Below are 19,917 nucleotides of genomic sequence, written 5' to 3'. Positions count from 1 at the left end.
TCATAAATCGTGCAGATGAAGGGGGCATGATGGACAGGGTGATTGCTGCTCAGGTATACCTGCGCATCTGCGAGCTGGGAAGTCTCAGCGCCGCGGCGCGGGCGCTGGGGATGTCGCGTCCGATGGTCAGTCGCTATCTGGAGCAGATGGAGAACTGGGCTGGCGCCCGGCTGATCCATCGTTCCACCCGCCGGCTGACCCTGACGCCGGCGGGGGAAAAAGTGTTGCTTAAGACCCGCGGGTTGACGCGGATCGCCGATGAAATCGCCGGCGAGCGCCAGCGGGCCGACCCCAGCGGCACGCTGCGCGTCGCCTGCGCGCACTTCACGGCAATGCAGCTGATCTCTCCGCTGCTGCCGGACTTCCTCGCTCGCTATCCGCAGTTGCGCCTGGAGCTGGATATCAATAACCATCCGGTCAGCCTGATCGGCGAGCGCATCGATGTGGCCATTCGCATTACCGACAACCCCGAGCCCGGGGCGATCGCTCGCCGCCTCGGGCTGTGTCGTTCGCTCCTCTGTGCCGCACCGCGCTGGCTCCAGCAGCATGGCCCGCTGGCGACGCTTGACGATCTGCAACAGCATAACTGTCTGTTATACAGCCACTTTGCCGGCCAGCGTTGGCAGTTCAGCGATGCGCAGGGGCAGGAGGCGTCGGTGGCGGTGAGCGGCAATCTGAGCGCGGGGATCTCTTCTCTGCTGCTGGAGGCGGCGGTCGCCGGGTGCGGCATTGCGATGCTCCCCGAACTGGAGGCGCGGAGCGCGTTGGCCAGCGGGGCGCTGGAGGTGGTGCTCCCTGACTGGACGCCGAAGGCGCTGAGCGTCTATGGCATCTATCTTTCCCGCGACTATCAGCCCGATGGGCTACCGCTGTTTCTGGATGCGCTGCAGCGACGTCTGGGGGAGATTGCCGCCGGGGCATGAACATGGCGTTGCATTCAGCGGCAACACCGGCGGGCGGTGGCCCTGCCGGTGAGCTGACGATGAGACTTACTCGTTGCCCCATTGATTAAGGAAGTTGGCGATATCGTCAATTCGGCGTTCATCAATGGCCGCTTCGCGGGCCATCTCCTGCTGCGCCTCTTCATCGATCTCTTCGTTATTCATCAGCCGCTCAATCAGCAGTTGAAAATAGCGCGCCAGCGCATCGCGTTCCGTCTCTTTAACCGGGGAGGCCGCTTCGGTCTCGTACTCGTCCACGATGTCATAAAATTTCAGGGGGATCTCATTACTCATCAGTTGTCCTCAGGGTCAGCGCACAGCGGCGGGCGGATATCATAGCATGCAGCCGGCTAAACACGCTGCGGGAGAGGAAAAATCGCCACGCAGGGCTGCGCGGCGATCGTGTTGGGGAGGGACCGGCATAACGCCGGCCCGCTTATCGGCCCGGAGGCGACGGATTTAGACCACGCCGTCCCCGCCGTCAGAACACCACACCTGACCGGAGGTATAGGAGCAGGCGTCTGATGCCAGGGTGACGTACAGCGGGGCGATCTCGACCGGCTGCCCCGGGCGGCCCATCGGTGTGTCTTTGCCGAACTGTTTCACTTTCTCGTCCGGCTGGCCGCCGCTGGATTGCAGCACCGTCCAGTAAGGGCCTGGCGCCACGGCGTTGACGCGAATGCCTCGTTTCGCCACCTGCTTGGCCAGCGATTTGGTAAAGATCGCCAGGCAGGCTTTGGTCTGGGCATAATCGAGCAGGATCGGGCTGGGTTTATAGGCCTGCACCGAGGTGGTATTGATGATTGCGCTCCCGGCCTGGAGATGGGGCAGCGCCGCGCGAGTGATCCAGAATGGCGCGTAGACATTGGTTTTAAAGGTGGCGTCAAAGTCTTCGGTGGTGAGCTCCTCGAGCGTCTCGCAGTATTGCTGACGTCCGGCGTTATTGACCAGGATGCTCAGGCCTCCCAATTGTTCCACCGCGTCGGCCACCAGCGACTGACAGAAGGACTCGGAGCGAATATCCCCCGGCAGGGCCACCGCGGTGCGACCTTCGGCTTTGATCAGCGCGATGACTTCATCGGCATCCTCTTGCTCCTCCGGCAGATAGCTTATGGCGACATCAGCCCCTTCGCGGGCAAAGGCGATCGCCACCGCGCGGCCAATGCCGGAGTCGCCGCCGGTAATTAACGCTTTCTTACCCGCCAGCCGCCCGGTGCCGGTGTAGCTGGTTTCTCCGTGGTCCGGTGACGGCTCCATCTCCGCATCCAGACCCGGCGGGGTTTGTTCTTGCTCCGGGAACTCCGGACGGGGAGCCGTCTCTTCTGGCAACATGGAGGTGGGTAATTTTTTCATTGGCGGTTTTTCATCTTGCATAGTCATCTCCTTCAGACAGAACGGGCCAGACCTAAGGATAGGTCAGCTTCACCCCAGGCCAGGCAGCGCGAGAGGATCATCTATCTTGTTTAACAGGCAAAATAGGGGCTTTATTTGACTTTAACCGGCTGATCCTTGGCGAATTTCGTTGTATGTCGCTGCGTTATTATTGGTGGTGTTAAATTAGGATTATTCCATCCTTAATTTGCGGCTCGGGGCTATTTTACCGGGCGGGCTGAATGACGGTATGCTTTTTTAAAGACGAAGGGGGGTGCATTGTGAAAAAAATAGTTTTTTGCACCTATGGATGGTTGATGAACTACTTCATTGTGAGTATTTTTATGACGGTGATGTCTGGCTGAAGAAAAAATAAATAACATCTATCATTTTCATTTTTTTACAAAAGCGTCGAGGGGAAAAGTTTCACGATAGAAAATGGTGATAACCTAAGGCGAATAAGTGAGTTACAATGTATTTATTTTTACTGCCGCTTCGTTATTTATTTTTTATTTGCCATTTGGCGTGGATAAAAGCCTGGCGTTAATTTGACTCCTGCGAGCATTCCTCTAGTGTTAGATATTGAGGGCGATGATTTGTAACAGGGTCATTTTCCATTTACCAACCGAGATCGAGTAAACCTAAAAGGTGAAATTATGGCAGAGCATAGAGGCGGTTCAGGTAACTTTGCAGAAGATCGTGAAAAAGCATCCGAAGCCGGGCGTAAAGGCGGACAGCACAGCGGCGGGAACTTTAAAAATGATCCTGAACGTGCATCCGAAGCCGGTAAAAAGGGTGGTAAGAACAGTCATGGCGGTGGTCGTAAAGCCGGTGACAGTTAATGACTGAAGCCTGAGGCGCTTTAAAAAGGGCGCCGAAAAAAAAACCTGTGGGCCTGCCGGTCCGCAGGTTTCTGTTTATATGAGCTGATAATAATAAATCTGGTCGAATACTCGTATTTATTTATCGGCAATACGCGAAGAGTAAATGAATCGGCAACATGCTGGTTAACGGTTAAGTATTTATAAGATAGCAGGTAATAAAAATGAAACTGACACCGGCATTGATTAAACGTTGCCATCTTGTGGCCGCCGTGATGTGGGTCATTCTGGCAATACCCTCGTTAATCTGGTGGAAAAACAGCGTCCTGTGGGTCATTCTCATTAGCATCTATGCGAATATCGTTGGGCATTTATCCGGATATAGTGCAGCGCGAGCGGATCAGGCGGCGGAAGAGAATGAAGATCCCACATCCAAATAAAGGATTGGTTATCAGAGGTATTTATGACGGATATTGAAAATTACCATAACTGGCTGCGCGATGCACATGCGATGGAAAAACAGGCCGAAGTGATATTAATCGCCGCAATCAGAAGGAGTGAGAACTATCCGCCACTGCGCACGCGTCTTGAACAACATCTCTATGAAACCCGCCGGCAATTATCGTCTCTGCAGGATATCATTGCCCGTAATCATATTTCCCGCTCCGCGCTGCAGGATGCGATGAGCCGGGTCGCCGCATTGGGCCAGTCCATTGGGATGATGCTGCCCGGCGATGAGGTTATTAAAGTCATTATCACGGCCTATGTTTTTGCGCAATTCGAGGTCGCCTGCTATACCGCCTTATTGACGGCGGCGAAACGGGTGGGCGACCACCATGCCATCCACGCCCTGGAGGCGATGCTGGCGGAGGAGCGAGGCATGGCTGACTGGCTGCTTCATCATCAGCCGCCGATCGTCGGGCAATTTCTGCATCGTGCCGATCTGCCTGGCGTTGAGGCCGGAAAATAAGCCGCCGGAGAAAAACTATGGTTAAACGCCACACGATCGCGCTCCATGCTGTCGAGGAACAGGTTCCTCTGAAATTAACCGCCAGACAGCAGGCTCTGGTGGACGCGGTGGCGAATCGGGCGCCTTCAGCGGAACACGCTACCGTATCGCCTGTCGCCAAACCCCGGCCGACGGCGAGGGGCGGACGTAAACCGCGCTGAATCTGCTGGCGAGTGACGGACCACCCGTCAGGGTGAATAAGCAAGGTGATAGTGATGCAACGGGAACAGTGGTTTCACAGAGCGGTCATTTATCAGGTTGATAGTTCACTGTTTTATGACGCTAACGGTGACGGCTACGGCGATCTCGCCGGTATTCGCCAAAAGCTACATTACATTCGCAGCCTCGGGGCGACGGTGCTCTGGCTGACGCCTTTCTATCTCACCCCTCTGCAGGATGATGGCTATGATATCAGCGACCATCTGCAGCCCGATCCGCGCTTTGGCACCATAGCCGACGTGATTGAGCTGATTGCCCGCGCCCGGGAGCTGGGGCTGCGGGTGATTGTTGAGCTGGTTATCCAGCACACTTCCGCCCAGCACCCGTGGTTTCAGGCGGCGCGACGCGATCCCCGGTCGCCGTGGCGGCCATACTATCTTTGGGCCGACAGGCCGCCGGAGAAGGACGATCCCCCCATGTTTCCCGGCGTCGAGGAGAGCGTCTGGCGCTGGGACGAACAGGCCGGGCAATACTATCGCCACATGTTTTATCGTCATGAGCCGGATCTGAATCTTGCTCATCCGCCGGTGATCGCTGAAATCGAAAACATCATCACCTTCTGGCTGCAGGCGGGCGTGTCAGGTTTTCGCCTCGATGCCGCGTCACATCTGGTGAAACAGGCCGGGAAGGGCGACGAGGCGCGCGGCTACCCGCTGCTGAACCATCTCCGGCAGGTCGTTCAGCGCCTCAATCCCGAGGCGATACTACTGGGTGAAGTAGACGTTGCGGTAGAAGATTACCGCCATTACTTCGGTCACAGCGATCGGCTGCAGATGGTGCTCAATTTCTGGCTTAACAAATATCTCTACCTCAGTCTGGCGCAGCAGCGCGCCGCCCCGGTGGTAAAAGCCCTGCAGGCGATGGTGACCCCGCCGGACGGGTGCTGCTTCGTCAACTGGCTGCGTAACCATGATGAACTGGATCTCGAGGGGATCGGCGAACGCAATAAACGCCAGGTTATCCGCACCTTTGCCCCTGATAAATCCATGTCCGTTTACCAGCGTGGCGTACGCCGGCGACTGGCGCCGATGCTGGATGGCGATACCCGGCGCATGGCGCTGGCCCATGCGATCCTGCTGGCGCTGCCCGGCGTGCCGGTGATGCGCTATGGCGACGAGATTGGCATGGGAGACGATCTGAGCTTACCGGAGCGCTACGCGGTCAGAACGCCGATGCAGTGGTCGGCGGCGCCCAACGGCGGCTTTTCCCGGGCGGCGCGGGACGATCTGCCGGTAAAACCGATAGCCAGCGGGCGGTGGCGTTACCAGCGGATCAATGTCGAAACGGCACTGCGCCACCCCCGATCGCTGCTGAACCGGGTGCGCAATATGGTGCTGGCGCGGGCGGAATATACCGAGCCGGGCTCCATTCCTTTCGCCATCCTCGCGGTGAAGCCTGCTGCGGTACTGGGCCTGTGCTATCGCAGCGAATCGCGGGAAGTGCTGATGCTGGCGAACTGCAGCCAGCAGGCGGTAGAGGTCCTGCTCCCGCCGCTGGCCGAGGGCTACTGGAGCCCAATTCTGGAAGATAAGCTCTATCAGGATGGGCTACACGGCGGGAAAGATGCGCGGCTGGCGCTTTCCGGGTATGGGTACCGCTGGTTCAGCCGGAGCCTGGATTAACGCCGTTTCCCGGAACGACGGAACAACGCCCGCAGAGCCATCGTCGCCACCGCTACCCCGACGCCGGCAGCCACTTTTCCCGGGAGATCGGCGCTAATGGTCACCGCTTTACGCCGTGCGCCATCGTTAAAGGGGCCGTGTCCGGGGTGATTGCCGCGTACCGGCGTGAACAGGTCGTCCTGATGCTCTGCCGGCTTCGGCTGGCCGGTAAACTGTCCCTCCCACGCCTTTTTCACCATCAGCCGATCGAGCAGGCGAGGAAAGAAGACCTGACCGAGGATCGACTGGATGGTGCTTTTCCCGACCCACAGCTCGTTGACCGGACGCTGGATGACGCTATAGATAGCTTCGGCGGCCACTTCCGGCTGATAGACCGGCGGCACCGGCTGCATGGCCTGATCCATTTTATTCCGCGCCCAGCCAAACTGGGCGGTGTTCATCCCCGGCAGCTGGACCATGGTCAACTGGATGTGTCTTTTCTCGTGCATCAGTTCGGTACGCACGGCATCGGTAAAGCCGCGGATCGCCGCCTTGGCTCCACAGTAGGCCGATTGCAGGGGAATCGACCGCCAGGCCAGCGCCGAGCCGGCCTGAATAATCACTCCCCGATCCCGGGGCGCCATCACCTCCAGCGCCGCACGGGTGCCGTTGACATAGCCGAGATAGGTCACCTCCGTCACCCGGCGAAATTCCTCCTCGCTCATCTGACGAAAGGGGGCCAGCACGGTGGTCATGGCGTTGTTGATCCAAACGTCTATCGCGCCAAGTGTGGCTTCCACCTCGGCGGCGGCGCGCTGCAGCGCCCCGGCATCGGCGACGTCGGCGCTAATGGCCAGCGTTTTAATGCCAAATCGTTCGCAGGCCTGCTGGGCTTCCTGCAGACCCGTCTCATCTCGGGCAATCAGCGCCACGTGGTATCCTGCGCGAGCGAAACGCAGTGCGGTGGCTTTGCCCGCCCCCGCGGTTCCCCCGGTAATTACCATCACAGACATAGAGACCTCATTTTTTTTGGCTAGCGCAATATTAACTGCACAGATCGGTTAATTATTCCTCACAAATGACAATGACGAGGTGGGAAATATCCTGGAATATACGCAGTGTGAATCAGACGACATATCCGGATGATGCTGGCTGGATCGTGCCTGCATCGGCGAGGACGTTCTATAATCTGTTAGAACCCTGTCAACCCGCGAGGAGGAAAAATGGTGACATTAAACATGCTTAGCGTTGAAAAAGAAGAGGATGACGCCACCCGCGCCCCCGAATCAGGTGATAAACAACCGGAGCGCGATAAATAAAATTGAGACTATTCCTTTTCAGGAATAATGGATATCTGGCCGTTACGCTCGAGGATAGCGAATTTGATCGCTTTGAGCTCATAGATCCCATGGTGCTGCCTGGCTGCCAGCAGGATATCATCGACAGAGATATTGACGAGCTTTATCTTTTCGTCGATGACAGCACCATTTTCCACCACAATAACCGGGCTACCATCAATGAAATTTTCCGCCTGCGAGAAGCGTTTCTTAATATAGCCGAATAAAATATCAACACCCACCAGAGTGACGATGGTGAGCATCGAACCGGTGACGGAGTAGTCGGTGCTGAGCATCGCCTGTTGCGTGGCTTCGCTAATTATCAGCAGCAATATTAGATCAAAGTTGGTTAACTGCATCAGCGTTCTTCTGCCAGCAATCTTAAAAATAATCAACAGGATAAAATAGATTGCTGCGGCTCTGAGGACCATTTCCATAGCCACTCCTAGGGATAGACAAACTGGTTCCAGGTGACAGGCGCGCGATCGTTCACTGCCGCCTGCAGGGAAATATTGCCGGCTGTTTTTGGGGTAATGGATAACCACACCGACATCGGCGAGCGGTTGGCCGCTTGCTGATACACGAGGTATAATTTCCCCTCGGCACTGTACATTTTATCCGGCTGCGGGCGGATATCACCGACCTGGTAGCGCGATAAAAACGGGGCGGTGAAGCTGATAATTTTTTCACTACCTCCATCGGGTTTAATCTGAATATTCACTTCGGTTTCACTCATCAGTCTGGCATACCGCTGATAATCGACGCTTAATTCACCTGCGGCACTTTCCCGGTGCGCTTCACTGAAATAACCGGAGGACCACAGACCGCTTAGCGCGGTAAGAATGATGAGACTCAGAAAAATTATCCCATAGCGCCGGAATCGATATTCGAAGCGTAGTGCTCGTTCATTCTCGTCAACGATGGGACAATCCTGTTGATTCTTAATCATTATTATTTTCCCCGCGTTTCGTTTCGGCAACAGCGTAACGATAAGGACATTCTTATATTAGTCGATATCAGAACAATTGACTTTGTAAAAGTGAATCGCCTCAGCCAGGCTTTATTCTAATCATCGGTAAAATGACGGAGGGATGATGAAAAAATTAGCGCTCGCTATGGCCTGTGTACTCGCCGTGGGTATTGCACAGGCGGACGATAAGGGCGGTTTTAGTCAGGATGCCGCACCGCCGCCGCCGCACAAACTCGATGACGGCTATCGCGGCGTCGAGGATGGCCGGATCATGACCGTTGAGCAGGCGAAAACCATGCACGATGGCGCGACTATTTCACTGCGCGGTAATTTGCTCACCCGAGGGGAAAATGACCGTTATCAGTTTCGCGATAAAAGCGGCACCATCACTGCCATCATTCCGGCCGCCGCGTTTAACGAACAGCACGTAGAGCCTGACGATCTGGTCAGCATCAACGGTAGCCTCGATCGCAAAATGACGCCGCCGGTGGTGCGTGTCGATCGTCTGCTCAAGCAGTCGCCTAAGTAAGCGGAGAACGCCGATATGAGTAATACATCTCAGCCGCAAGGTGAGCAGGGCGGAAAGCATCCTGCGCGCGAGGCGCCTGCCGAGCATGGCGAAGTGCCGCGTAAACGGGACGACAGCAAGGACGACAAAACCGATCCTTATCAGCCACACGATGGTCGTTAGCGAGGCTGACCACGAGATCCTTAAGGGCACAGTGATGCCCAGGCCGCAGAAAAGGCGCAGGTTCGGCATCACGCACTATACTTTTTGTTCGACATCATCACAGGAGGAGTCACATGGCGATTCATAAGAAAGGGCTGGCGCACTGGGAAGGCGATCTGAAACATGGCAAAGGCACCGTGTCGACAGAGAGCGGGGCGCTGAGCCAGCAGCCCTACGGCTTTAACACCCGTTTTGAAGGGGTGAAAGGCACTAACCCTGAGGAGCTGATTGGCGCCGCGCATGCCGCCTGTTTCTCAATGGCCCTGTCGCTGATGCTCAGCGAAGAGGGCTATACCGCAACGTCTATCGACACGACGGCGGTGGTCACCCTCAATAAAACCGACGGCGGCTTTGCGATAACCGACATCGCGCTGCAAAGTCAGATTGTTCTGCCGGACGTTGCGCCGGCGGCGTTCGATGAGATCATTCAGAAAGCGAAGGCCGGTTGCCCGGTATCGCAGGTGCTGAAAGCCAATATCACTCTCGACTACCAGCTGAATCCGTAAGCTGTCGTGCCCGCGCGCAGCGGGCACCCTATCCCGATATCTCTCCCTGCGCTGCCCAATAGTGGTATCTTTTGTCCTTTAATTGCACGTAAGGGACATCATCATGATCGGCATTCGCGGGATGATCGAGGCGCAGGTGCTCGGCCTGACCGGCATGGCGCTAAAAGAGATCGATTTTGAACAGCCTAAAGGGGAGCCGGGGCTGTTTGGTCCGCAGTCGGCCATCTGGCAGGTACACGGCGATTTTACTTCGATGCTCTGCGGCGGCATCAGCGCGCTGCTGCTGCAGATGCTGCATCCCCTGGCGCTGGCCGGCGTCTGGGATCACTCCCGTTTCCGTGAGGACATCTTTGGCCGCCTGCGCCGCACCAGCCAGTTTATTTCCGCCACCACCTTTGCCACTACCCCCGACGCCGAGCGGCTCATCGCCAAAGTGCAGGGGATCCATCAGCGGATCGGCGGGGTGGATAAGGACGGCACTCCTTATCAGGCCAGCGATCCGGCGCTGTTGACCTGGGTGCACGTCGCCGAGTGCAGCCGCTTTATGGCCTCCCACCTGCGCTACAAGCGGACAGTGGTCAGCGCCGGGCGCCAGGAGGACTATTTCCGCGAGTCGGCGGAAATCGCCCGTCGGCTGGGGGCCCAGGACATCCCTCAGACGCCGCAGGAAGTGGCGGACTATCTCGAGGCGATGCGCCCGCAGTTGCGCTGTGACGAACGTACCCGGGAGGTAGCCGAGGTGCTGCTCTCTACTCGTCTGCCGGGTAGGCTGAGCCAGCCGGTGGGTCAGGTCATGATGCGCGCCGGGATCGATCTGCTGCCGGAATGGGCGCAGGAGATGCTGGGGCTGTCGCTCACGCCGCTGCAGCGGCGCACGACGCGCCTGCTGGTGCATGGCGTGGCCCGCGTGCTCCGTGCCTCGGTACGCAACGGCGCCTGGCATTGCGCCATGCGCCGGATGCAAGTGGAGTGAAGGTCACTTCGCCTTGCCCAGCTGTCGGGCAATCAGTGCCTCCAGGCTGCCATCCGCCCGCCACTCGCTGAGCGCGTCATTCACCGCGTTGAAGCCAGCGACATCCGCCCGGGCGACGCAGATGGCCTGCTGGATCTCAGTAAAATTATCCGCCAGTACCCGCACCCCAGCGTGCTGACGGGCTGTCGCCTCCAGCGGCTGTCGGATACCGGCGACCATATCTCCTTCACCGGCGAGGAAGGCGTCGATGGCCTCCTGCGAGGAGGGAAGGCGATTCAGGCTGGCGTGCTGCAGATGACGGGTTAACCACAGATCGTAAGCGGCGTTTTGCCCGACGTTAATGGTGGTTGCCGGGCGATCCATGTCAGCCACCCGCTGACAGGCCGAATCGGCTCTCACCAGCGCGGTCCCCTGGATGGTGATGTAGGGAGGCGTAAAACGCAGGGTCGCTTCCCGGGCCGGGTCGATGGCCAGAAACGCAATGTCCCAGTGATCACCGCCGGCGTCAGCCACCACTTTTCCGGCGGCAGGATAGGGGACGAACTCGGCGGTGACGCCCCAGCGCGTCGCCAGCCGATGGCTAAGCTCGACGGTGAGACCTGCGGGCTCCCCCGTCTCCCCGAGATGGGCCAGGACCGCGTTGCCCAGGTTAATGGCAAAACGCAGCCGGGATGAGGTGTTCTCTGACATCGCTGACTCCTGTGGTGGTGAAGAGAAAGTGGCCCGACCTGCCGGGCCAGTCATAAGATAGCCCATCCGCGCGCGGTTGTACCTGTCCTGCCACCCTTTCAGAATATATTAATAATCGACAGCGCCGATATCGTTAAACGGAAAGGCAATGGCTTTTATATTGTTAAGCATAAACTCAGCTTGTCAGTTTATTCTTCCCGCTCACAAAGGGAGAGAAATAATGACACAACATAATTTTGAAAATGATAATAAATATCATGAGCGTTCGGTGCAGGCGCGAAAGAGTACCCTTATTAGCGTGGTGGTCAATATTTTCCTTTCCGTGTTTCAGGTTGTGGTGGGAATATTCTCTGGCTCCCAGGGGTTGATTGCTGATGGGATGCACTCTTTTTCCGATCTGGTCGCCGATGGGGTGGTGCTGGTGGCGAATAAAAAGAGCCGTCGACCCTCAGACCACGATCACCACTATGGACACTGGCGCTACGAGAATGGCGCCTCGCTGATCCTCGGCGCGATCCTGGTGCTGGTCGGGGTCGGCATGCTGTGGTCCGCGGCAGGTCACCTGGCGCAGCCGCAGACGATTCCGGCGGTGCACAGCGTGGCGCTGTGGATGGCGCTGGTGGCGCTGGCCGTTAAGGAGGGGCTGTTTCGCTATATGCTGGCGGTCGCCACGCGGCTGAATTCATCGCTGCTCATCGCCAACGCCTGGCATGCCCGCTCCGATGCCGCGTCATCTCTGGTGGTGGCGCTGGGGATTATCGGTAACCTGGCCGGGTTCGCCTGGTTCGATCCGCTTGCCGCGCTGGCGGTGGGACTGCTAATCACCCGCATGGGCTATCGTTTCGCCGCCACGGCGCTGCACGATTTAATGGACCGCGCGGTCGATGAAGAGACGCAGCGGGCGATCGCCGGCACGCTGCAGGCCACGCCGGGCGTGGCGGGTCTGCACGATTTGAAAACCCGTAAGGCGGGGGATCTGGTGCTGGTGGATGTCCATCTCGAGGTGGCGGGAGAGATGTCGGTAGCCGAGGGACATCAGATTGCCCGTCAGGCGCGGGAGCGGGTCCTGGCGCAGCATCCGGTGCTTAACGTAATGGTGCATCTTGATCCCAGCGACGCGGCCAGCGCGCTAGGCGGGGCTGACAAAAGCGGCCTGGCGCACCCGGTGTCCTGAACCGGCAATTTTATTGGCTCAGCGGCTATTTTTTCCCTGAGCCTTAATTGCTGGCGCATCGATTGCCTGAAATATAAAAAAAGCACATACTAAAAACGCCATTACCATCGCTAAATAATGGCGAAGATCTGCCCATCGCAGTTAACGATAAAATAAACCAATCGGTTCATAGATAATCTCTATTCTTTATTCAGAGATAATGACCAGAGCGGTAATTCAGGAAGTCAGACAATGATCATTCGGCCAGAACAACACTGGTTTCTTCGCTTATTTGACTGGCACGGCTCCGTGCTGTCGAAAATCATCTTTCGTCTGCTGCTTAATGTGCTGATGTCCATCATCGCCATTATCAGCTATCAATGGTACGAGCAGCTGGGGATCCACTTAACGGTGGCGCCGTTCAGCCTGCTGGGGATTGCGATTGCGATTTTTCTCGGCTTTCGCAACAGCGCCAGCTACAGCCGGTTCGTCGAAGCGCGCAATCTGTGGGGGACGGTGCTTATCGCCGAACGTACGCTGGTACGCCAGTTGCGCAATATCCTGCCGGCCGAACACGATGTCCATCGCCGCATCGTCAGCTATCTGGTGGCCTTTAGCTGGAGCCTGAAGCACCAGCTGCGCAAAACCGATCCGACGGCTGACCTGCGGCGGCTGCTGCCGGATGACAAGGTGGCGGAGATCCTCGCCAGCTCAATGCCCACCAACCGGATCCTGCTGCTGGTCGGCAACGAAATTGGCCAGCTGCGGGAGGCGGGCAAGCTCAGCGACATCACCTACGGGCTGATGGACAACAAACTCGATGAGCTGGCGCACGTGCTGGGCGGTTGTGAAAGGCTGGCGACCACCCCGGTGCCATTCGCCTATACCCTGATCCTGCAGCGCACCGTGTACCTGTTCTGCACGCTGCTGCCGTTCGCGCTGGTCGGCGATCTGCACTACATGACGCCGTTTGTCTCGGTGTTTATCTCCTACACCTTTTTGTCGTGGGATTCGCTGGCGGAAGAGCTGGAAGATCCTTTCGGTACCGCCGCCAATGATCTGCCGCTGAACGCCATGTGCAATACCATTGAGCGCAATCTGCTCGACATGACCGGTCAGCATCCGCTGCCGGAGACGCTGCGTCCGGACCGTTACTTCAATCTGACCTGAATCAGACCCACCGGGCGGTTTCCGCTGCCCGGTCATCGCTTTCCCGTGGGTCTTTTATCCGTCAGCGCACAGCGACGATAACCGCGAAAATTTGCAAATAAGTTAAATTTAACACCTGATAGATAACATCAATTATACAGATTTGTTGTGTATGTTATTATTCAGTTAACAAACGCAGTACCTACGCTTTCCCATCGTACTATCCTTGAGAAACCGCATCCTAATCAGGTGACGCCGTGCTAACCACGCCACGTCGCCCGGGGCCGTCGTACGCCTTTTTTCAGGCTGCGGCGGCCAGAACAGAGCAGCAGGAGTTAAAAGATGACCAATAAAAGACGCGCGGTGCCCGGTGTTCACCCCTATGATGGCCCGGCAGGTGGGTGGGGCGCCCTGAAGGCCACGGCCATCGCTGTGCGTACCCAGATGGATGCCTTCGAGGCGCCCGCCACGCTGCTGCGCACTAACCAGCCGGATGGGTTTGACTGCCCGGGCTGCGCCTGGCCGGATAAAGAGCATAAATCCACTTTTCAATTTTGCGAAAATGGCGCCAAAGCCGTGACCTGGGAGGCGACCACCAAACGAGTGACGCCCGCGTTCCTCGCAGCCAACACTGTGACCTCCCTGCTGGCGAAGAGCGATTTTGAACTGGAAGGCTACGGCCGCTTAACCCATCCTTTAGTCTACGACCGCGCCAGCGATACTCTGCGTCCGGTGGCGTGGGAGCAGGCCTTCGCCCGCATCGGCGAGATCCTTCGCGGCCTGCAGCCTGATGAGGTCGAGTTCTATACCTCTGGCCGGGCGTCCAATGAGGCAGCGTGGCTGTTCCAGCTGTACGCCCGCGAATATGGCACCAATAACTTCCCCGACTGCTCCAACATGTGCCACGAATCCACCAGCGTGGGCCTGCCGCAGTCGATCGGAATTGGCAAAGGCACCGTCTCCCTCGACGATTTTGACCAGACCGAGCTGGTGATCTCCATCGGCCATAATCCGGGCACCAACCACCCACGGATGATGGGCACCCTGCATGAGCTTTCCCGCCGCGGCGTGCCGATTATCGTTTTCAATCCGCTGCGTGAGCGGGCGCTGGAGCGTTTTGCCGACCCGCAGAACGTGATGGAGATGGCGACCCGGCGCTCGACGCCAATCGCTTCGACCTACTACCAGGTGCGGGCCGGCGGTGACGCGGCGGCGCTGAAAGGGATCGCCAAAGCGCTGCTGCAGCTGGAGGAGGAGCAGGGCAATGTGCTCGACCACGGGTTTATTACCCAGCATACCCAGGGATTCTCCGCCTTCGCCGAGGATCTGCATGCCACCCGCTGGCAGGATATCGAACAGGAGTCCGGCCTGACGCGCGAATCCCTGACCCAGGTCGCCGTGGCTTACGCCAAATCCAGGGCCACCATCGTCACCTACGGCATGGGTATTACCCAGCATAATAAAGGCACTTCCAACGTCCGTCTGATTGCCGACCTGCTGCTGATGCGCGGCAACATCGGCAAGCCGGGCGCTGGCATCTGTCCGCTGCGCGGCCACTCAAACGTGCAGGGAAACCGCACCGTCGGGATCAGTGAAAAACCCTCCGAGGCCTTCCTCGACAGCCTGCAGCGGGTGATGGGGATTACGCCGCCGCGGCATCATGGTCACGATGCGGTGAAGGCCCTGGAGGCCATGATCGCCGGCGACGCCAAAGCCCTGATTTGCCTCGGGGGCAATTTCGCTGTGGCGATGCCGGACCACGAACGCGCCTTCCCGGCGATGCGCGGCCTTGAGCTCAGCGTTCACGTCGGCACCAAGCTCAACCGCTCGCACCTGCTGACGGCGAAAGAGACCTTTATTCTGCCGTGTCTGGGCCGCACCGAGCTTGACCTGCAGGCCAGCGGCCGGCAGTCGATCACTGTCGAGGATTCGATGTCGATGGTGCATGCGTCGTCAGGCAAGCTTAAGCCCGCCTCGCCGACGTTGCGCTCGGAGCCGGCGATTGTCGCTGGTCTGGCGAAGGCCACTCTGCCGGCCAGCAAAGTGGACTGGCTGTATCTGGTGGAAGATTACGACCGCATTCGCGATCTGATCGAACAGACCATTCCGGGGTTCGAGGAGTATAACCAGCGTATTCGTCATCCCGGGGGCTTCCGCATGCCGCTACCGCCGACCGAGCGCATCTGGCCAACGGCCACCGGTAAAGCGATGTTCTCGGTCTTCAAAGGGGTGCATGAGAACGTGGTGGTGGAGGGCGAAGATGTGATGCGCTTAGTGACGCTGCGCAGTCATGATCAGTACAACACCACCATCTACGCGATGGATGACCGCTACCGCGGTGTTTTTGGCCGCCGCGACGTGCTGTTTATGAATGAACAGGACATGGCTGCCCAGGGGCTGGAACATGGCGATCGGGTAGATATTCATACCGCGCTGCCAGACAGCGAGCTGACGCTGGAAGATATCACGGTGGTAGCCTACGGCATCGCGCCCGGTACCGTCGGGGCCTATTATCCGGAAGCCAACGTGCTGGTGCCGCTGAACTATCTGGATGAAGAGAGCGGCACCCCTTCGTATAAGTCGGTTCCCGTTCGTCTGACGCTGCGCTCGAAAGAGATCCGTCCGCTGGCCGGCGTACGCTAAAAAAGCGGGGCGCAGGACGGCATCGCGCCGTCCTGCGCCCCGCAGCCCCTCGTGATATCCTCGCTTGAATTTATCGCTAGTGAAACTAACATTCTGGTAACCTGTGCGCGGCCCCGGGGGTGAACGGCGGGGTTCAAACGGGAAAGAGAATGGATATTAAGCAACTCAAGTATTTGATCGCGCTCGATCAGACGCGCCATTTTGGCCAGGCGGCGGCGGCCTGCCATATTACTCAGCCGACCCTCTCCATGCGCATTCGTAATCTGGAAGAGGAGCTGAACCTGACGCTTATTCAGCGCGGCCAGCGCTTTGAGGGGTTTACCCCGGAAGGTGAGCGGATCCTGGCCTGGGCGCGGGCGGTGCTGGCTGCCCATGATGGTCTGGCGGCAGAGGCGGCGATCTGTCGCGGGCAGATGGTCGGTCAGCTGCGGGTCGGCATGGTGCCGCTGGCGAGCCTGAACCCGATGCAGCTGATTAAACCGCTGGCGGAGAAATACCCGGCGCTGCAGTTCAGCCTGCTGTCGATGACCTCGGAGCAGATTATCGATGGCGTCAGCCGTAACCAGTTGGATCTGGGCATTTGCTATCTGCAGCATCTGGACCAGCGCCTGTTTAAGGTCGCCCGGTTGCCGCAAACCCGGATGGGGCTCCTGCATGATAAACGCCATTTCGACTTCAGCGGTGGGACGCCGGGGTGGGAGGCGCTGGCGACGTTGCCCCTCGGTTTTCTGACCAAGGGAATGTACTACCGGGAATCCATTGAAATCAGCTTTAAGGCTAAAGGGCTAACGCCGAAGTATGTTTTTGAAAGCGATTCGACGTTTCAGATTATCCAGGCGGTGCAGGCGGGGATCTGCTGCGCGATTATGCCGCTCAACAACGGCCTCGAAGCGCTGAGCGATAATCTTGAAATTCTGCCGATCGCCGAAACCCAGGTCGATTCACAGCTGGCGCTCATTATGCGCCAGCAGGAGCCGGTATCAACCCTGGCGGAAAAATGCTTCGCCGAGGCGCAGGGGATTTTTGGCTGAGGCCAGTCCCTGCGACAACCTCAGATATTCTCCAGTCGAATGCCCCGCGTTCTGGGGCCGAAGATCCCTACCGACAGCATCACCATCAGCATACTGACGACGATAAAGCTAATCACCCCCGGCGTGCCGGCGTATTGCAGAATAATGCCGATCAGGATGCTGGTCACCGCGGTGGAGAGCCGGCTGAACGAGTAGCAGAAGCCGACGGCGCGGGCGCGAATATGGGTCGGGAAGACCTCGGCCTGGTAGGCGTGGTAGCTGATGGTCAGCCAGGCGTTGGACCAGGTGATCATAAACCCGCAGATCACCAGCAGAATCGGGCTGTTTTGCAGGGCGAACAGGGTCCCGAAGATGACAGTCATCAGCGCGGAGAGGACAATTTGCCACTTGTTCTCAAAGCGATGCACGAAGCGGGTGCAGAACAGGCAGCCCAGCGGATAGGCGAGGGTGATAAAGAAGGCGTACAGCAGACTGTGAGTGATGCTGGCCCCCTGACCGGAGAGCAGCGCCGGCAGCCAGTTGCCAAAGCCGAAGAAGCCGATCGCCTGGAAGAAGTTCATCACCATCAGCATCAGGGTGCGCTGCCGATACTGCGGCGCCCAGATTTCGCGGAAGGTGCCGCGTTTGACGACGCTCTGTGCCGCATGCGCATGCTTCGGCGACGGCGTCAGGCCACAGCGGGCTTCCATCTCACTCATCACCGCATGCGCATCATCATGCCGCCCTTTGCTTTCCAGCCAGCGCGCTGACTCCGGCAGCTTTTTGCGGATAAACCAGATCGCCAGCGAGAACAGCGCGCCAAAGATGATCACCCAGCGCCAGCCGCTGAGGCCGAAGAGGGTGGTTGGCACCAGCATCCAGGACATCAGCGCCACCGCCGGAACCGACAGGAACTGGATGAAGAAAGCGAAAGCAAACGCTTTATTGCGCAGATGGGTTGGCATCCATTCGCTGAGATAGGTGTCAATGGTCACCAGCTCAATACCGAGGCCGATCCCCACCAGAAAGCGGAAAAAGATCACCCCTTCCGCGCTGCTCTGCGTCGCCATCAGCAGCGAAAAGAGGCCGTACCAGGCGAGCGCCACCATAAACGTCAGACGTCGCCCCAGCCTGTCCGCCAGCGGCGCCAACAGACTGGCGCCAATAAACAGCCCCATAAAGGTGGCGGAGGCAAAAGCCGCCTGATCGGCAATCCCGAATATCCCCGCCTGCCCGGTGTGGAAAATCCCGTCGGCCAGCAGCCCTGCGCTGATATACCCGGTCTGGAACAGGTCGTAGAGCTCGAAGAAGCCACCGAGGGAGAGCAGGGTGATAAACGACCATAAACCGAAGGAGGCGGGCAGCGCATCAATGCGTCCGGTTAAGCTGGCGTGCGGTTGTCCTGGCGAGGCATAAGGCGCGCCGCCGAGAACCTGGGTGGTAGACATGGTGTTGTATTCCTCAGGATGAATGGTTTGCCTGCTAATGTTAATTGATTGTTAATAGTTTTATATTTTTAATCCTACGCGTTAGCTGCAATCTTTAGCGCAAGATATCGCGGTACACCATGAAAAATGAGATTCATGCTAGTTTTCGCCGCATGCCAGGCGAAGAATTGAAGTAAATCACCGCGGACGGTATTTCCCGTTGTGCGATTCGCCAACCCGCAGGAAAGCGGCTAGAATGGCCTCCTCGCAGGAGGTTATAAGAATGTTAAAAGAGGGATGTATGGCGTCGTATTCAGATCAGCCAGAGATGGCGACTGAGTTTCGCTTTACCCGTGTGATGGCCGAGCAGGCGGCGCGGGCGCGTCTGACGCTCGATGACGATCAGCTGTCGCTGATCGCTCGCCTGGATGCTCTGGGCCAGCAGCTGTTGTCCGCGGCTGGTACGCCGCAGGGGCTGTACGTCTGGGGGCGGACCGGGCGGGGGAAAAGTTTTATCCTCGACCACTTTTTTGCCAGCCTGCCGCTCGCCGCCCGGCGGCGGGTCCATTTTCATCACTTCTTCCGCGAGCTACATCAGCGGCTGAATGCTCCCGGCGCGCCCGACCTGCAGGCGGTGATGAGGCAGATGACTTCCGGCTGTCGCCTGCTGTGCTTCGACGAATTTCATCTTCACGACCCTGGCGACGCGATGCTGATCAAGGTCTTACTGGAGCATCTCTTTCAGCGCGGTATTGTGCTGTTGGCGACGTCAAACTATCCGCCGGAGATGCTGCTGCCCAATCCGCTGTATCACGATCGCTTTTTACCGTCGATCGCGCTGATCCGCGCCCACCTGGCGGTCGTCGCGCTGAACGGTGAGGAGGATTATCGCCAGCGTCATCTGAGCGTCGATAATGCCTTCTGCAGCGGGCGGATGTGGGTTAATCCGAATACACAACAGCGTCAGCTGTATGACCTGCCGTCGTTACCTGCCGAACCGGTTTCGCTGACGGTAGGTTATCGCACCCTGCTGGCTGCCACGGCGTCATCCACTCTGCTCCACTTCACCTTTGCCCAGCTCTGTCAGGCCGCCACGGCGGTGATGGACTATCTGACGCTCAGCGAAAGCTATACGGTTTGGTTACTGGATGAAGTGCCGCCGCTGGCTACGGTGGGGCCGGCGGCCCAGCAGCGCTTTATCAACGTGATTGATGTGCTGTATGAAAAGCAGATCCGCCTGCTGCTGGTAACCTGCTGCGATCTGGAGACACTGGTGGCCGGGGTGGAACTGGAGGATATTCAGCGTACGCGGAGTCGCCTGCAACAGTTGCCGCGGGCGGTGTGAGAGAAACGCCCCGGCGGCTGCC

Annotated in this window: 22 protein-coding genes; 15 read left to right on the top strand and 7 right to left on the bottom strand. The window is 58.2% G+C overall.

Translation table 11 applies throughout. The annotated features are described in order from the left end of the window. Positions 1-29 precede the first annotated feature (29 nt). On the top strand, positions 30-923 hold the full coding sequence (locus NKJ21_RS04850; protein ID WP_012968123.1) for a LysR family transcriptional regulator: 894 nt from the start codon (positions 30-32) through the stop codon (positions 921-923). Positions 924-989: 66 nt separating this feature from the next. Here the strand turns inward: NKJ21_RS04850 and NKJ21_RS04845 are convergent, their stop codons facing one another. Together NKJ21_RS04845 and NKJ21_RS04840 are read right to left on the bottom strand one after the other, a co-directional pair. Continuing rightward, positions 990-1,235: a DUF2543 family protein gene (locus tag NKJ21_RS04845; RefSeq protein WP_008804755.1), complete on the bottom strand. Its 246-nt coding sequence runs from the start codon at positions 1,233-1,235 to the stop codon at positions 990-992. Between the two features lie 165 nt (positions 1,236-1,400). Continuing rightward, positions 1,401-2,315, bottom strand: a complete 915-nt coding sequence (locus tag NKJ21_RS04840; protein WP_008804756.1) for an SDR family oxidoreductase — start codon at positions 2,313-2,315, stop codon at positions 1,401-1,403. Positions 2,316-2,968: 653 nt separating this feature from the next. On the opposite strand from NKJ21_RS04840, the gene NKJ21_RS04835 reads away from it, so the two are divergent. The 5 genes from NKJ21_RS04835 to NKJ21_RS04815 all read left to right on the top strand — a co-directional run bounded on the left by NKJ21_RS04835 (position 2,969) and on the right by NKJ21_RS04815 (position 5,983). Then, positions 2,969-3,154, top strand: coding sequence for a general stress protein (locus NKJ21_RS04835; RefSeq protein ID WP_008804757.1), 186 nt, complete (start codon positions 2,969-2,971; stop codon positions 3,152-3,154). 203 nt (positions 3,155-3,357) lie between these two features. Beyond that, positions 3,358-3,573, top strand: a complete 216-nt coding sequence (locus tag NKJ21_RS04830) for a hypothetical protein (RefSeq protein WP_008804758.1) — start codon at positions 3,358-3,360, stop codon at positions 3,571-3,573. 23 nt (positions 3,574-3,596) lie between these two features. Then, on the top strand, positions 3,597-4,103 hold the full coding sequence (locus tag NKJ21_RS04825) for a ferritin-like domain-containing protein (protein WP_254732743.1): 507 nt from the start codon (positions 3,597-3,599) through the stop codon (positions 4,101-4,103). A gap of 17 nt (positions 4,104-4,120) precedes the next feature. Next, positions 4,121-4,303 carry a hypothetical protein gene (locus NKJ21_RS04820; RefSeq protein ID WP_012968126.1) on the top strand — a complete coding sequence of 61 codons (183 nt, stop codon included), beginning with the start codon at positions 4,121-4,123 and terminating at the stop codon, positions 4,301-4,303. 54 nt (positions 4,304-4,357) lie between these two features. Continuing rightward, on the top strand, positions 4,358-5,983 hold the full coding sequence (locus NKJ21_RS04815) for an alpha-amylase family protein (protein ID WP_016161119.1): 1,626 nt from the start codon (positions 4,358-4,360) through the stop codon (positions 5,981-5,983). Here NKJ21_RS04815 and NKJ21_RS04810 read toward each other — a convergent pair. The 3 genes from NKJ21_RS04810 to NKJ21_RS04800 all read right to left on the bottom strand — a co-directional run bounded on the left by NKJ21_RS04810 (position 5,980) and on the right by NKJ21_RS04800 (position 8,248). Next, positions 5,980-6,975 (bottom strand): SDR family oxidoreductase, encoded by a 996-nt coding sequence (locus NKJ21_RS04810; RefSeq protein ID WP_022066401.1) that lies wholly within the window; start codon positions 6,973-6,975, stop codon positions 5,980-5,982. The two genes, NKJ21_RS04815 and NKJ21_RS04810, sit on opposite strands and share 4 nt — an antisense overlap. Before the next feature lie 314 nt (positions 6,976-7,289). Then, on the bottom strand, positions 7,290-7,736 hold the full coding sequence (locus NKJ21_RS04805) for a DUF421 domain-containing protein (protein ID WP_008804762.1): 447 nt from the start codon (positions 7,734-7,736) through the stop codon (positions 7,290-7,292). A gap of 8 nt (positions 7,737-7,744) precedes the next feature. Next, positions 7,745-8,248, bottom strand: a complete 504-nt coding sequence (locus NKJ21_RS04800) for a hypothetical protein (protein ID WP_116696053.1) — start codon at positions 8,246-8,248, stop codon at positions 7,745-7,747. A 145-nt stretch (positions 8,249-8,393) separates the two neighbouring features. Here NKJ21_RS04800 and NKJ21_RS04795 point away from each other — a divergent pair, with 145 nt between their 5' ends. The 4 genes from NKJ21_RS04795 to NKJ21_RS04780 all read left to right on the top strand — a co-directional run bounded on the left by NKJ21_RS04795 (position 8,394) and on the right by NKJ21_RS04780 (position 10,478). Further along, positions 8,394-8,798, top strand: a complete 405-nt coding sequence (locus tag NKJ21_RS04795; protein WP_064323531.1) for a YdeI family stress tolerance OB fold protein — start codon at positions 8,394-8,396, stop codon at positions 8,796-8,798. Positions 8,799-8,813: 15 nt separating this feature from the next. Further along, the gene (locus NKJ21_RS04790; RefSeq protein ID WP_012541624.1) at positions 8,814-8,960 is read left to right on the top strand and encodes a hypothetical protein; all 147 of its coding nucleotides are present in this window, start codon (positions 8,814-8,816) and stop codon (positions 8,958-8,960) included. A 113-nt stretch (positions 8,961-9,073) separates the two neighbouring features. Then, complete coding sequence (locus NKJ21_RS04785; RefSeq protein WP_008804765.1) at positions 9,074-9,505, top strand: OsmC family protein; 432 nt, start codon at positions 9,074-9,076, stop codon at positions 9,503-9,505. 103 nt (positions 9,506-9,608) lie between these two features. Then, on the top strand, positions 9,609-10,478 hold the full coding sequence (locus tag NKJ21_RS04780) for an oxygenase MpaB family protein (protein ID WP_039103607.1): 870 nt from the start codon (positions 9,609-9,611) through the stop codon (positions 10,476-10,478). Positions 10,479-10,481: 3 nt separating this feature from the next. On the opposite strand, the gene NKJ21_RS04775 is transcribed toward NKJ21_RS04780, so the two are convergent. Beyond that, complete coding sequence (locus NKJ21_RS04775; RefSeq protein WP_039103605.1) at positions 10,482-11,168, bottom strand: ABC transporter substrate-binding protein; 687 nt, start codon at positions 11,166-11,168, stop codon at positions 10,482-10,484. Between the two features lie 220 nt (positions 11,169-11,388). Between NKJ21_RS04775 and NKJ21_RS04770 the strand changes: the two genes are divergently transcribed. The 4 genes from NKJ21_RS04770 (at position 11,389) to NKJ21_RS04755 (ending at position 17,144) form a co-directional block, all read left to right on the top strand. Then, on the top strand, positions 11,389-12,342 hold the full coding sequence (locus NKJ21_RS04770) for a cation diffusion facilitator family transporter (protein WP_042947889.1): 954 nt from the start codon (positions 11,389-11,391) through the stop codon (positions 12,340-12,342). A 231-nt stretch (positions 12,343-12,573) separates the two neighbouring features. After that, entirely contained in the window at positions 12,574-13,491 is a 918-nt protein-coding gene (locus NKJ21_RS04765; RefSeq protein ID WP_012968132.1) for a bestrophin family protein, read from the top strand. 321 nt (positions 13,492-13,812) lie between these two features. Beyond that, entirely contained in the window at positions 13,813-16,113 is a 2,301-nt protein-coding gene (locus NKJ21_RS04760) for an FdhF/YdeP family oxidoreductase (RefSeq protein ID WP_254732741.1), read from the top strand. Between the two features lie 149 nt (positions 16,114-16,262). Further along, on the top strand, positions 16,263-17,144 hold the full coding sequence (locus tag NKJ21_RS04755) for a LysR family transcriptional regulator (protein ID WP_008804771.1): 882 nt from the start codon (positions 16,263-16,265) through the stop codon (positions 17,142-17,144). A 20-nt stretch (positions 17,145-17,164) separates the two neighbouring features. On the opposite strand, the gene NKJ21_RS04750 is transcribed toward NKJ21_RS04755, so the two are convergent. Continuing rightward, a complete protein-coding gene (locus NKJ21_RS04750) occupies positions 17,165-18,571 on the bottom strand; it encodes an MFS transporter (protein WP_032754473.1) in 1,407 nt (468 codons plus the stop codon). A gap of 262 nt (positions 18,572-18,833) precedes the next feature. On the opposite strand from NKJ21_RS04750, the gene zapE reads away from it, so the two are divergent. Further along, positions 18,834-19,895 (top strand): cell division protein ZapE, encoded by a 1,062-nt coding sequence (gene zapE, locus NKJ21_RS04745; protein WP_012968136.1) that lies wholly within the window; start codon positions 18,834-18,836, stop codon positions 19,893-19,895. The last annotated feature ends 22 nt before the right edge of the window (positions 19,896-19,917 follow it).

Origin of the sequence: Klebsiella sp. SWET4, from assembly GCF_024296565.1 — a bacterium.
Lineage (GTDB): Bacteria > Pseudomonadota > Gammaproteobacteria > Enterobacterales > Enterobacteriaceae > Klebsiella > Klebsiella variicola.
Note: the sequence above shows the minus strand (reverse complement) of the source record. Positions and strands in the feature narration are given on the sequence as shown.